Genomic DNA, 11,592 nt, shown 5'->3' on the forward strand with positions numbered 1-11,592 from the left:
TCCGGGTCAGCCCCGGATCGCGGCCTCGATCCCGGCGATGTCAATCCTGTCCATATCCATCATTGCGTTAAAGGCGCGGGTGGCTGTCGGGCCGCCGGTCGCAAGTGCCTCGGTCAGCACGCGGGGCGTGATCTGCCACGAGATGCCCCAGCGATCCTTACACCAGCCGCAGACGCTTTCCAGCCCGCCGTTGCGGGTGATCGCGTACCAGTAGTGATCGGTTTCTTCCTGCGTGTCGGTGGCGATCTGGAACGAGAAGGCCTCGCTCTGGATAAAGGCCGGGCCGCCGTTCAGGCCGATGCAGGGGATTCCCAGAACGGTGAACATGACGAGCAGCGTGTCGCCCTTGCTGCCGCTTGGAAAATCGGCGGGGGCGGTCTGGACCGAGCGGACCTCGCTGTCGGGGAAGGTGGCCGCGTAGAAGGTGGCCGCGGCTTCGGCCTCGCGGTCATACCAGAGGCAGATCGAGTTCTTGGGTATCGTCATTGCCTTGCGCCTCACTGGGAATGGAGAGCGGCGGCTTGCGTCCGCACCGTGTGGTGCGGCGATTGTAGGCGAAAGGGGGCGTTGCGGCTAGTGGCGGCTTGTTCAGAGGCGCCCGAGCAGCGCCGGGGTGGGCCAGCCGTCGACCGGAAGGCCAAGCCGCGCCTGTTCCACGCGGACGGCGGCGCGGGTGTTCGCGCCGAGGATGCCATCGACCGCGCCTACGTCATGGCCTCGCGCCTGTAGCTTGGTTTGCAATTGCTTCATCTGGCCACCGCTGAGGCCCGGATCGGGATTGCCCGGGTCATAGACCGGCGCACCTTCGAGCCTTGTGGCGAAATAGGCGGCAGTCATCACGTAGGTAAAGCTTTGATTCCACTCAAAATAGACGCGGAAATTGGGGTAGGCGATAAAGGCGGGGCCCTTGTGCCCCTGTGGCAGCAGGATCGAAGCCTGCATGTTCGCATTGGGCAGCGATCCGGTGCGGGGCAGAACGCCCATCTGCGCCCATTGCTGGACCGTGCGGCTTTCTTCCAGCCCGGTCAGCGACCAGTCCATGTTGGCCGGCAGCGTGACCTCTTGAATCCAGGGCTCACCCGGACGCCAGCCGAGGGACGACAGCATCTTGCCGCCCGACATAAGCGCATCGGGGGCGGAGGTTTTCAGCATCACGTGACCGTCGCCATCGCCATCGACGCCGTTTTCCAGGATATCCTCGGGCAGCATCTGGACCATGCCGATTTCGCCCGCCCATGCGCCGGTGGTGTTGCGCGGATCGAAATCGCCGTGCTTGTAAAGCTCGAGCGCGGCAAAGATCTGCGGGCGGAAGAGTTCCGGGCGGCGGCAGTCATGCGAGAGCGTGACCAGCGCGTTCAGCGTGTTGAAATCGCCCTGAAACGCGCCGTAGTCGGTTTCGAACGCCCAGAAGGCAAGGAGCACGCCACGGGAGACGCCATAGTCGCGTTCGATCTTGTTGAAGATGGCATCGTATTTCTGCGCGTTACTCTGGCCGCGATTGATCCGGTCCTGCGAGATCAGGCGGCGGGAAAATTCAATAAAGGGTTTCTGGAACACGCCCTGCGCGCGGTCGGCGCGCAGTACCTTGTCGTCCTGCCGGGCAGAATCGAAAAAAGCATTTACCGTTGCCGGGTCATGTCCGCGCGAGATGGCCTCTTCCTCGAGTCCTTTGACAAAGCTGCTAAACGAGCCGCCGCATTGGGCAAAGAGCGGGGAGGCGGCCGTGATCGCGGCGAGGACGGTGGGCAAAAGGCGCATATATTTGATCCGGTTCAATGATTTGTTCTCAGGTCGTCAGTGACATCACACATGCGGCGAGGATGGTAAAGATCACCACAACGCGCCAGACCTTCCAGAGCATTTTCACGCTGTCGTCAACGTCGGACGCGCCGATGTCGCGGCGACCCTCGCCATTGACCCACGGAAGGTCGCGCATCACGCCGTCATAACTGCGCGGACCGGCAAGGGCGACATTCAGGGCGCGGGCCATCGCGGATTCGGGCCAGCCTGCGTTAGGGGAACGGTGCTGGTGCGCGTCGCGGGTGATGTCGGACCAGTCGCCAAGGCCGCCAGAGAGGGCGGCGATGATAAAGCCGGTTAGGCGGGCGGGGATCCAGTTCATCAGGTCGTCGAAACGGGCGGCGGCCCAGCCGAAGGATTCATAGCGTGGATTGCGGTAGCCGATCATGCTGTCGGCGGTATTCACGATCTTGTAAGCGAGCAGTCCGGGCAGGCCCGCGATCAGGAACCAGAAGGCGGGGGCGATGACCCCGTCCGAGAGGTTCTCGGCCCCGCTTTCAATGGCAGAGCGGGCGATGCGGGGCGCGTCCATGCCCGAGGTATCGCGGCTGACGATGCGCGCCACCATGGAGCGGCCCTCGGCCAGTGAAATCCGCAGGCCACGGGCCACATCCGCCACATGGTCGCAGAGCGAGCGCTGGGCAAGCAGGATGGCGGCGATGAGAACGGTGATGATGTCGCCGAGGCCCGAAAGCGCGAGGCCAAGGAGGATTGCGCCGGTTACGAGCGCGGAGAGGGCTAGGATGCCTTTGGCGCGTTTGGCGTTGCCGCTGTTAAGGGTTCGGTCGAGCCAGCCCACGGCGCGGCCCATCAGCACGGCGGGGTGCGGCAGGCGGGACCATAGCCATTGCGGCTCTCCCAATGCGCCGTCGAGCAGCAGCGCTAGCGATAGAAGGGCAGCGGTGCTCACAGAGCGTCTTGCAGCTGCGCCCAGCCATCGCCGTCCGGCAGGCCAAGCCGAAGGAAATGCGGGGAATAGGGAAAGATCCGTGTCCAGATATAGGAGCGCGCCAGCCGGTCCTGCCACTTGGCGGCATCATCGACCTTATAGAGGCGGAAGAGGTCGGTGCCGCCCGCGATCTCGGCCCCGCTGCCGGTCATCAGGCGATCGAGCCGGGCGGCGTCGCTGGCAAGCCGCTTGCGGGTGTCATCGGCCCAGGCGGGGTTTTCGAGTGCATTAGCACCGATGCGCAGCGCCGGACCGGAGACCGCCCATGGGCCGGTCAGATCGGAAAGGCGGGCGATGACCTCGGGGCGGGCGATGGCAAAACCCAGCCGCAGACCGGCGAGGCCCCAGAATTTGCCAAAGCTCTTGAGGATCACGGTGCCGGGGCGGTCGGCCAGATTCACGAGGGTTTGCCCGGGCGTGACGTCACAAAAGCTTTCGTCGATGATGGTCAGAGGCGTGTCGAAATTATCTGCGGCCCAGAGGCGGCCATCGGGGTTGTTGGGGTGAACGACGACCTGCGCATCGGCAGGACCGGCATCGGTAACCTCCCAGCCCTGCGCGGCAAAGGCGGCGGCGTGTTCGTTATAGGTGGGCTGGGGTATGCGGACTCGGCCCGTGGGGGCGAGTGCGGGTATGCGAGCGATCAGCGCGGAGGCACCGGGCGCGGCAAGAATATCGGCCGTTTCGGGCACTTGCCAGAAACGCCGCGCGGCCTTTAGCAGACGGGTTTGCGCATTATGATCGGGCAGGGCGGTCCAGTCACGGGCGGGAAAGCCGGATACCGGATAAGGGCGGGGATTGATGCCCGTGGAAAGGTCGAGCCAGTCGTTAACGTCTCCCCCATAGATCGCGCGCGACGCATCGATTCTGCCGCCGTGATCGCGCTGGGGCTTTCCGAGTGTCTTTATCGGACCACCCATGCTATCTTCCTTTTCGTGAATAGGAGAATGTCGGGTTTTGAAAGCGGAAACCCGCCGGAATGACAAGGCTTGGTTAAGAAAATTGCCCTATGTGTTCACCATTAAGCAATTGTTAACGGTATGGGCAGATCACCAAAGGCGTGGCTTGAGCGCCATCACAATTGAACCAGACAGGTACGTGATCGGGTTATGAAGGTTCTGATCGTCGAATCCAATGCCGAGCTTGGCAAGCTGTGGCGCGGTCACCTGGTCCGCCAGGGGGCGGAGGTGACATTGGTTCACAGTCAGGAGGATGCGATCTTCGAGTTGCAAAAATCGGATTTCGACATCATGGTACTGGACCTTGTGTTGGAAAATGGCAGCGCGCTGGCGATTTCGGATTTCGCCAGCTACCGGCGACCGGAGGCACGGGTGATCTTTGTCACCAACACCAGCTTTTTCTCGGACGGGTCGATCTTTGCCCATAGCTGCAACGCCTGCGCCTATGTGCAGAGCGAAACGCCGCCAGAGGATCTGGCGGCGATGGTCGAGCATTACGCCTCGGAGCGTTAATCGCCGCGACCGTGGGGTTCGTTGTAATCCAGAACCGGGTTAATCGGGATGATCCGGTTCGGGTTAATCGTGTCGTGGCTGTAGTGGTAGTGGCGCACGAAATGATCGAAGACCACGGTGTCTGACACGCCCGGCCACTGGTAAAGCTCGCGCGTGTAGGCCCAGAGGTTGGGATAATCGATCACCCGGCGCCGGTTGCATTTGAAATGCAGGTGGTAGACCGGATCGAAACGGATCAGGGTCGGGAACAGCCGCCAGTCGGCCTCGGTGATCTTGTCGCCCATGAGGTAGCGGTTTTCGGACAGGCGCTCTTCGAGCCAGTCGAGACTGTCGAACAGTTCATGCACCGGCTTTTCGTAGGCGTCTTGTGTGGTGGCGAACCCGGCCTTGTAGACCCCGTTGTTTACCGTGTTGTAGATCCGGTCGTTCACCGGTTCGATGGCCTCGCGCAGGTCCTCGGGCCAATAGTCGTCGGTATTGCCGGTGACCTCGTTAAAGGCCGAGTTGAACATGCGGATGATTTCCGAGCTTTCGTTCGACACGATCTGGCCGGTCTTCTTGTCCCAGAGCACCGGCACGGTGGCGCGGCCGTTCACGTCGGGCACGGCCTTGATGTAGACCTCGTGCAGGTAGTCGAGATCGAACTGCTTGTCGCCCGTCGCGCCGGGAAAATCGGTGGAAAAAGTCCAGCCCTTTTCGAGCATGTCCGGGTGCACCACGGAAATGTCGATGTGATCTTCAAGCTGTTTCAGCTTGCGGAAGATCAGCGTCCGGTGCGCCCAGGGACAGGCGAAACTGACATAGAGATGGTAGCGGCCCGATTCGGCCTTGAAGCCGCCCTCGCCGGCGGGACCGGCGCTGCCATCCGCGGTGACCCAGTTGCGAAAACTGGATTCTTCGCGTTTGAATTCGCCGCCCGTTGATTCCGTATCGTACCATTTGTCCTGCCATTTTCCATCGACCAGAACGCCCATGTCTTCCTCCTTGAGATCAGCTTTGGCCAGATAAATAGAGCGTCCGGGCCAAAACCCCACTGTCGGTGAGCGCGCAGACAGGTTGCGCGCATGCACATGCGGGTCGGAAAACTCCGCGGTTGTCATGTTTCGGAAACAGACAATCGTTAAGTGAACAGTTGATTTATTCTGACTTCGGCGCATCCTTATAGCGTCGATCTGGGGAGTGTCGTGCCATGGAAAACTTTGTGCCAAAAACCATTCAGGACGAAATGAATGCCGCGCGCCTTGCCGGGATGCGCCGCAAATCGCGTCTGAGGGTGCATGTGGGGGACAAGATTTATCCCGTGCTGCATCTCTGGCGTGACGGATTTTCGGTCGAAGAGGCGACGGTACCGCCGCTGCGCGGGCTGGTCGACCTTTATGACGGGGCCGAGCATCTCTACCAGTGCCTGATTGTGGCCTCCGAGGCCGATCTGGGCGAAATGCGCTACGAGTTCAAACGCTCGACACTGGCGCATGATACCGCGCCGCTGGATTTCTACCGCGACCCCAAGACCCCGGTGGCGTACCTGCCGGGGGAATAGGGACGCGGCAGCCGTATCTTACTGAAGGTCGGCAAAGGCCTTTTTCAGCCGCGTGCAGGCGTCTTCGATCCGCGCCCGCTGGGTGCCGATGTTGAACCGCGCGCAGGTTTCACCGCCGGTTCCGAAGGTGTCGCCGTGGTTCACCGCGATCTGTGCATCCTGTTCCACCCGGCGATAGAACTCCTCGGCGCTCATCCCGGTATCGGCGTAATCCACCCATGACAGGTAGGTCGCCTGCAGCGGCATGGATTTCAGCCCGGGAATGCTGTTGATCGTTTCGTCGAAGATTTTGCGGTTCTCGTCGAGATAGGCCATCTGCGCATCAACCCATTCAGCGCCCTCGGGCGAATAGGCAGCGGCCAGCGCAAAGTTGCCAAGCGAGTTGCCGGACAGGTTGATGGCCCGCATGCGTGCGGCAAAGGTATCGCGCAGAGTTTCGTCCTGAATGATGACATTGCCGGTGTGCAGTCCCGCGACGTTGAACGTTTTCGAGGGCGCGGTCAGCATCAGAAGCCGGTCGATGACCGAAGGATCGGCCACCGGCATCGGCAGGTGCTTTTCGCCGGGATAGATCAGATCATGGTGGATTTCGTCCGAGACCAGCAGCAGGTCATGCCGTTTCGCGAAATCGCCCAGCTGGCAAAGCTCTTCGCGGGTCCAGACGGTGCCGCCCGGGTTATGAGGCGAGCAGAGGATCACCATCTTTTCCGAGCCGTCCAGCAAGGCGTCATAGGCGGCGAAATCCATCTTGTGACGGCCATTTTCCTCGATCATCGGGAGTTCGACCACCCGACGCCCGGCCGCATTGATGACCTTGGCAAAGGCATGGTAAACAGGCGTGAACAAGACGATCCCGTCGCCGGGGGCGGTAAAGGCGTCTAGGCACATGCCAACGGCATTCACGATCCCGGTCGTGGCAAAAATCCAGTCGGCCTCGACCTCCCAGCCGTGCCGGTTCTTCATCCACCACTGGATCGCGGCGTTGAATTCATCCGAATTGTCCGCATAGCCGAAGATCCCGTGGCTGACCGCCTCTTGCAACCGGTCGAGCACCACCTGCGGCGCGCGGAAATCGGTATCGGCCACCCACATGGGCAGGCCGGTATCGGAAGGCACGCCATAGACCTTCTCCATGCGGTCCCATTTGGCACTGTCAGTGCCGCGGCGTTCGATAATCTCGTCAAATACGGACGGGTCTTGCGTAGTCATAAGGGCTCCTGCGATTTGACGGACAAGCTATCCCGCCCTGCGCCAGACGCAAGGGGCGTTGCGAAGACCGGGGCAATCGCCTAAATCGCCTGCATGAAGCGAGATATCCTGATCCATCCCGATCCCCGCCTGAAAAAGGTCTGCGCCCCCGTCGACGATATGTCTGACGAGTTGCGCAAGCTGGCGGATGACATGCTGGAAACCATGTATGACGCGCCGGGTATCGGGCTGGCCGCGCCGCAGATCGGCGTGCTCTCGCGCCTGATCGTGCTGGACTGCGTCAAGGAAGAGGGCGAAGCGCCCCGACCGATGGTGATGTTCAACCCCGAGGTGACTGCCTCTTCCGAGGAAACCTCGGTCTACGAGGAAGGCTGCCTGTCTATTCCCGAGCAATATGCCGAGGTGACTCGCCCCGCCGAGGTCGAGGTGAGCTGGCTGGATCGCGACGGCAAGCTGCAAAAGGCTGGTTTCGATGGTCTCTGGGCCACCTGCGTGCAGCACGAAATCGACCACCTGAACGGCAAGCTGTTCATCGACTACCTCAAACCGATGAAACGCCAGATGATCACCCGCAAGATGGTCAAGCTGAAGCGCGAAAAGGCGCGCGGCTGATGGGTTTGCGCAAGATCCGCCTTTGGCCCGATCCGGTCCTGTCGGAAACAAGCACCCCAGTCGGCGCGGAAGAGGACCTCTCCGACCTGATTGCGGATATGTTCGAGACCATGTATGCCGCGCCGGGCCGCGGCCTCGCCGCGCCGCAGATCGGCGTGACGAAACGGATCTTCGTGACCGATACCACGTGGAAGGAAGACAAGCCCACGCCGATGGCCTTTATAAACCCAAAAATCACCGATCACTCCGAGACGCTCGCCAGCGGGCAGGAGGGCTGCCTCTCGATCCCCGGTATCCTCGTCGACGTTTCCCGCCCCGAATGGGTGGAGCTGGCTTGGACAGATCCGAACGGCGCCGCACGGCAGCAGCGGTTCCAGGGCTTTGCCGCCGCCTGCGTGCAGCACGAACTTGACCACCTGAACGGGACGGTCACCTTCGACCGGCTGCCGGATAGCGAAGCCGATCTCGCCCGCGCGGCTTACGAAAAGTCCCGCGCATGACCGCCCGCCGCTGCCTGCCCTGGCCAGACAAGCGCCTGCGCACCGCCGCAGAACCGGTCGAAGCCATCACCGATGAGATCCGCGCGATCTGGCAGGACATGATCGACACGATGGAGGCGATGCCCGGCGTCGGCCTTGCCGCGCCGCAGATCGGCGTGATGCTGCAACTTGCGGTGGTGGATACCTCTCGCGAGCGCGGCGGCGCGATCCGCCTTGCCAACCCCGAGATCCTGCACCGCTCCGTCGAGTTGCGCGAACACGAAGAGGCAAGCCCCAACCTGCCCGGGGTATCGGCCAAGATAAAGCGTCCCCGTGCCGTGACGGTCCGCTACATGGACGAAACCGGCGCCACGACCGAACGGGACTTCGTCGCGCTCGACGCCACCAGCGTCCAGCACCAGATCGACCATCTGCAGGGGCGGATGTATTTCGAAAATCTCAGCAAGGTCAAACGCGACATGCTCCTGCGTAAGGCGCGCAAGCTCGGCTGAACACGCGACCTCCCCCTTCTTTGGGTCTCAAAATATCCCCGCCGGAGGCATGGGCCCCGCAGGGGCGCATTTTTTTCCAACGGTAGCATCCGAACGCGCGCCCTGCTACATCCCGCCCCGAACAGGCAGGAGCTGGGACGATGCGGTTGATATTCATGGGAACCCCCGATTTCTCGGTCCCGGTGCTTGATGCGCTGGTCGAGGCAGGCCACGACGTCGCCGCCGTCTATTGCCGGCCTCCGAGGCCCGCCGGGCGCGGCAAAAAAGACCGTCCCTCCCCGGTGCAGCAGCGCGCCGAGGAACTGGGTCTGACAGTACGCCACCCGGTTTCGCTGAAATCAGCCGAAGAGCAAGACGCGCTTGCCGCGCTCAATGCCGAGATCGCGGTTGTCGTCGCCTATGGTCTGCTCCTGCCGCAGGCGGTGCTGGACGCGCCCCGGCACGGGTGCCTCAATATCCACGCCTCGCTCTTGCCGCGCTGGCGCGGGGCCGCGCCGATCCATCGGGCGATCATGGCGGGCGACGCCGAAACCGGAGTTTGCATCATGCAGATGGAAGCGGGGCTGGATACCGGTCCGGTGCTGCTCCGCGAGGCGACGGAAATCACCGCCGATGATACCACCGCAAAGCTGCATGACCGCCTCAGCGCGATGGGGGCCAGTCTGATCCTGCGCGCGCTGGATGATATCGATGGCCTGACGCCCGTGCCGCAGCCGGAAGAGGGCGTGACCTACGCCGCCAAGATCGACAAGGCCGAGGCGCGGGTCGACTGGAGCGGTGACGCGGTCGCAATCGACCGGCAGATTCGCGGTCTCTCGCCCTTTCCCGGGGCCTGGTGCCTGATCGATGGCGAACGGATCAAACTGCTCGATTCCGAGGTCCTGCCGCAGGAACCTCCCACAGGCGCGGGGACCGGTGAGGTCGTCGGGCCGGGTCTTACCGTCGCTTGCGGCACGGGACTTCTACACCTGAAACGCCTGCAACGCGCGGGCAAAGGCGCGCAGGACGAAGAGACGTTTCTGCGCGGTCGTCCAGTTCCGGTGGGGAGCCAGTTGGGCGAGAGCTGATAGTTGGCCGTTATGCCCGAGGGTTCTCGACGGCGGCATTCGCCGCAGGGCAATATCTGATCTTCACTGTGATTTTCCCGAATTTGGGGGCTGGTTCGAGTAAGCTTTGCAAGACCTGAGAAGAACCCCGAGTGCGGCGAAGCGGAAATTTGCTGTTTGAGCCGCCGAGGTTGCAAATAGCCTGCTTTGCTTAATTGTAGAGGCTGGTCAAAGTTTCGGCCGCCACAGTACAGGTTTTGTCGCTCCTCCTGAACTTGCGGCGCCCGAACGGTCGCGTAACTGAGAGCCGGTTTGCGCCCATCAAACGTTTACCTGAGCTTCCCCATAAGAGCGCACCTCAAAACAGCAATTTGACTGGGTGACCCGGTTCACAGACAGTTGCGACCACTCATGATGTAATCGGGGTACAATTCAGACCCTTCCCAACCCACGAGAGGCTTGGACCGCTTTTCGGTTCATGAGAGCCATGAAACATTTTCTGATTGTCCTTTTCCTTCTGATCGTTCCTCTTTCCGCCGCGGCCTCCAAGGTGGCGCTGGTGATCGGCAATGCCGAGTACAGCGCGGTGGCGCGGCTGGATAATCCTCATAACGATGCCCGGGATGTGGCGCAGGCGCTGGCCCGTCAGGGGTTCGACGTGATCGCAGCCACAGACCTGACCCGCAACGAGATGCGCGATGCGCTGCGCGATTTTCGCCAGCGCGCGGATGCTGCCGAGATGGCGCTGGTCTATTACGCGGGGCACGGTATCGAGGTCGGCGGTCGCAACTACCTGATCCCGGTGGATGCCCGGCTTGAAGACGCTCGCGACGCGGAGCTTGAGATGGTCGATCTCGACCTTGTGCTGGGCCAGATATCCGGCGCGGGCAAACTGCGGATGGTGGTGCTGGACGCCTGCCGGAACAACCCCTTTGTCACGCGGATGCAGTCTTCGACCGGGGGGCGCAGCGTTTCAAGCGGGCTTGGCCGGGTCGAGACGGCGCAGTCCGATACGCTGATCGCCTATGCGGCGGCGGCGGGCGGTATTACCCCGGATGGCGTCGCCGGTGAGAATTCTCCCTTTACCACTGCCTTTCTTGCCGCGATGCAGGAGCCGCCGACCGATGTGCGCCGGCTGCTGGGCCGGGTGCGGGACAAGATGCGCAAGTCAGTCCCAGATGCGGCGCCCTTTGTCTATGCCTTGCTTGGGGGAGGTGAGTTTGTCATCAACCCGAACAGCGATCGCGCACCGGTTCAGGCTGCCCCAGCCACGCCGGGCATCAGCGAGGATTTCGTCCGCATCGACCGGGACGGCACCTTTGAAGACTGGAACGAATTCCTCGTGCGTTATCAGGATCAGGCGGATCACCCGCTTTATGCCTTTGCACTGGAAAAGCGCGAGGCCCTGCGCGAGGCGGATGCCTATTTCACCCCGGCGACCGATCCCGAGGAAAGCAGCGAGATCGCGGCCCTGCCCGAGCAGGAGGGCGAGTCGCGGACGCTGGTCATCGTGCCAGTCCAGTCCATCCTGAGCCGTGACGAGGCGGCGCGCCGGTTGCAGCGGCTGCTGGGCGATGCGGGGTGCTATCGCGGGGCAATCGACGGGATCATCGGGCGTGGATCGAAGGCGGCGATCGATCGCTTTATCGAGCAATCGGGTGTCGACGTGCCGCGCGACCCGGGGACCAGCGAAGATGCCCTGAAAGAGGCGCTGGCCCGTGTCGAGGAAAACCCGGATGTGGACTGCCCGGCGCCCGTGGTTGTGCGCCACACCCCGCCGAGGACCACGCCCAAGCCGCCGAAGCCCGAGCCGCTGGTGCAGGACCCCGCGCCGAGGACCTCGCCGCGCCAGCCGGCCCTGCCGGACGGCAGTATCGAGCCGCGCCGCACGAAGCTGCTGCCGGAAGCGGGCACCAATCTGGCGGAATGCCGGGGAAACCGGGCCAAGTTCTACCAGTGCCCTTGAGGCAGCG

General features: G+C 62.6%; 13 protein-coding genes. 7 read left to right on the forward strand and 6 right to left on the reverse strand.

The features are described 5' to 3' along the window. Positions 1–6 precede the first annotated feature (6 nt). The 4 genes from ACU0FH_RS05045 to ACU0FH_RS05060 form a co-directional block, all read right to left on the reverse strand. Complete coding sequence (locus ACU0FH_RS05045; RefSeq protein WP_446193635.1) at positions 7–486, reverse strand: VOC family protein; 480 nt, start codon at positions 484–486, stop codon at positions 7–9. 102 nt (positions 487–588) lie between these two features. Beyond that, entirely contained in the window at positions 589–1,758 is a 1,170-nt protein-coding gene (locus tag ACU0FH_RS05050; RefSeq protein WP_446193636.1) for a lytic murein transglycosylase, read from the reverse strand. A 28-nt stretch (positions 1,759–1,786) separates the two neighbouring features. Continuing rightward, positions 1,787–2,710 (reverse strand): adenosylcobinamide-phosphate synthase CbiB, encoded by a 924-nt coding sequence (cbiB, locus tag ACU0FH_RS05055; protein WP_446193637.1) that lies wholly within the window; start codon positions 2,708–2,710, stop codon positions 1,787–1,789. Further along, the gene (locus ACU0FH_RS05060) at positions 2,707–3,669 is read right to left on the reverse strand and encodes a threonine-phosphate decarboxylase (RefSeq protein WP_446193638.1); all 963 of its coding nucleotides are present in this window, start codon (positions 3,667–3,669) and stop codon (positions 2,707–2,709) included. The genes cbiB and ACU0FH_RS05060 overlap by 4 nt, the downstream gene beginning before the upstream one ends. 189 nt (positions 3,670–3,858) lie before the next feature. Between ACU0FH_RS05060 and ACU0FH_RS05065 the strand changes: the two genes are divergently transcribed. Further along, on the forward strand, positions 3,859–4,221 hold the full coding sequence (locus tag ACU0FH_RS05065) for a response regulator transcription factor (RefSeq protein WP_446193639.1): 363 nt from the start codon (positions 3,859–3,861) through the stop codon (positions 4,219–4,221). On the opposite strand, the gene ACU0FH_RS05070 is transcribed toward ACU0FH_RS05065, so the two are convergent. After that, positions 4,218–5,195: a glutathione S-transferase family protein gene (locus ACU0FH_RS05070; protein WP_446193640.1), complete on the reverse strand. Its 978-nt coding sequence runs from the start codon at positions 5,193–5,195 to the stop codon at positions 4,218–4,220. The two genes, ACU0FH_RS05065 and ACU0FH_RS05070, sit on opposite strands and share 4 nt — an antisense overlap. A 215-nt stretch (positions 5,196–5,410) precedes the next feature. Here ACU0FH_RS05070 and ACU0FH_RS05075 point away from each other — a divergent pair, with 215 nt between their 5' ends. Continuing rightward, positions 5,411–5,761 (forward strand): hypothetical protein, encoded by a 351-nt coding sequence (locus ACU0FH_RS05075; RefSeq protein ID WP_446193641.1) that lies wholly within the window; start codon positions 5,411–5,413, stop codon positions 5,759–5,761. 18 nt (positions 5,762–5,779) lie between these two features. On the opposite strand, the gene ACU0FH_RS05080 is transcribed toward ACU0FH_RS05075, so the two are convergent. After that, complete coding sequence (locus tag ACU0FH_RS05080; RefSeq protein ID WP_446193642.1) at positions 5,780–6,970, reverse strand: MalY/PatB family protein; 1,191 nt, start codon at positions 6,968–6,970, stop codon at positions 5,780–5,782. A 93-nt stretch (positions 6,971–7,063) separates the two neighbouring features. Here ACU0FH_RS05080 and def (ACU0FH_RS05085) point away from each other — a divergent pair, with 93 nt between their 5' ends. From def (ACU0FH_RS05085) to ACU0FH_RS05105, 5 genes are all read left to right on the forward strand, one after another. Beyond that, entirely contained in the window at positions 7,064–7,582 is a 519-nt protein-coding gene (gene def / locus ACU0FH_RS05085; protein ID WP_446193643.1) for a peptide deformylase, read from the forward strand. Further along, positions 7,582–8,082, forward strand: coding sequence for a peptide deformylase (gene def / locus ACU0FH_RS05090; protein WP_446193644.1), 501 nt, complete (start codon positions 7,582–7,584; stop codon positions 8,080–8,082). The genes def (ACU0FH_RS05085) and def (ACU0FH_RS05090) overlap by 1 nt, the downstream gene beginning before the upstream one ends. Then, positions 8,079–8,573 carry a peptide deformylase gene (gene def, locus ACU0FH_RS05095; protein WP_446193645.1) on the forward strand — a complete coding sequence of 165 codons (495 nt, stop codon included), beginning with the start codon at positions 8,079–8,081 and terminating at the stop codon, positions 8,571–8,573. The genes def (ACU0FH_RS05090) and def (ACU0FH_RS05095) overlap by 4 nt, the downstream gene beginning before the upstream one ends. A 140-nt stretch (positions 8,574–8,713) precedes the next feature. After that, positions 8,714–9,640, forward strand: coding sequence for a methionyl-tRNA formyltransferase (fmt, locus tag ACU0FH_RS05100; RefSeq protein ID WP_446193646.1), 927 nt, complete (start codon positions 8,714–8,716; stop codon positions 9,638–9,640). 466 nt (positions 9,641–10,106) lie between these two features. Further along, on the forward strand, positions 10,107–11,585 hold the full coding sequence (locus tag ACU0FH_RS05105; RefSeq protein WP_446193647.1) for a caspase family protein: 1,479 nt from the start codon (positions 10,107–10,109) through the stop codon (positions 11,583–11,585). Positions 11,586–11,592: the final 7 nt, after the last annotated feature.

This window comes from Heliomarina sp. (genome assembly GCF_052826185.1).

Coding starts and splice junctions, on each gene's coding strand:
- ACU0FH_RS05045 (WP_446193635.1), bottom strand. CDS start 486: ATGACGATACCCAAGAACTCGATCTGCCTCTGGTATGACCGCGAGGCC.
- ACU0FH_RS05050 (WP_446193636.1), bottom strand. CDS start 1,758: ATGCGCCTTTTGCCCACCGTCCTCGCCGCGATCACGGCCGCCTCCCCG.
- ACU0FH_RS05060 (WP_446193638.1), bottom strand. CDS start 3,669: ATGGGTGGTCCGATAAAGACACTCGGAAAGCCCCAGCGCGATCACGGC.
- ACU0FH_RS05065 (WP_446193639.1), top strand. CDS start 3,859: ATGAAGGTTCTGATCGTCGAATCCAATGCCGAGCTTGGCAAGCTGTGG.
- ACU0FH_RS05070 (WP_446193640.1), bottom strand. CDS start 5,195: ATGGGCGTTCTGGTCGATGGAAAATGGCAGGACAAATGGTACGATACG.
- ACU0FH_RS05075 (WP_446193641.1), top strand. CDS start 5,411: ATGGAAAACTTTGTGCCAAAAACCATTCAGGACGAAATGAATGCCGCG.
- ACU0FH_RS05080 (WP_446193642.1), bottom strand. CDS start 6,970: ATGACTACGCAAGACCCGTCCGTATTTGACGAGATTATCGAACGCCGC.
- def (WP_446193643.1), top strand. CDS start 7,064: ATGAAGCGAGATATCCTGATCCATCCCGATCCCCGCCTGAAAAAGGTC.
- def (WP_446193644.1), top strand. CDS start 7,582: ATGGGTTTGCGCAAGATCCGCCTTTGGCCCGATCCGGTCCTGTCGGAA.
- def (WP_446193645.1), top strand. CDS start 8,079: ATGACCGCCCGCCGCTGCCTGCCCTGGCCAGACAAGCGCCTGCGCACC.
- fmt (WP_446193646.1), top strand. CDS start 8,714: ATGCGGTTGATATTCATGGGAACCCCCGATTTCTCGGTCCCGGTGCTT.
- ACU0FH_RS05105 (WP_446193647.1), top strand. CDS start 10,107: ATGAAACATTTTCTGATTGTCCTTTTCCTTCTGATCGTTCCTCTTTCC.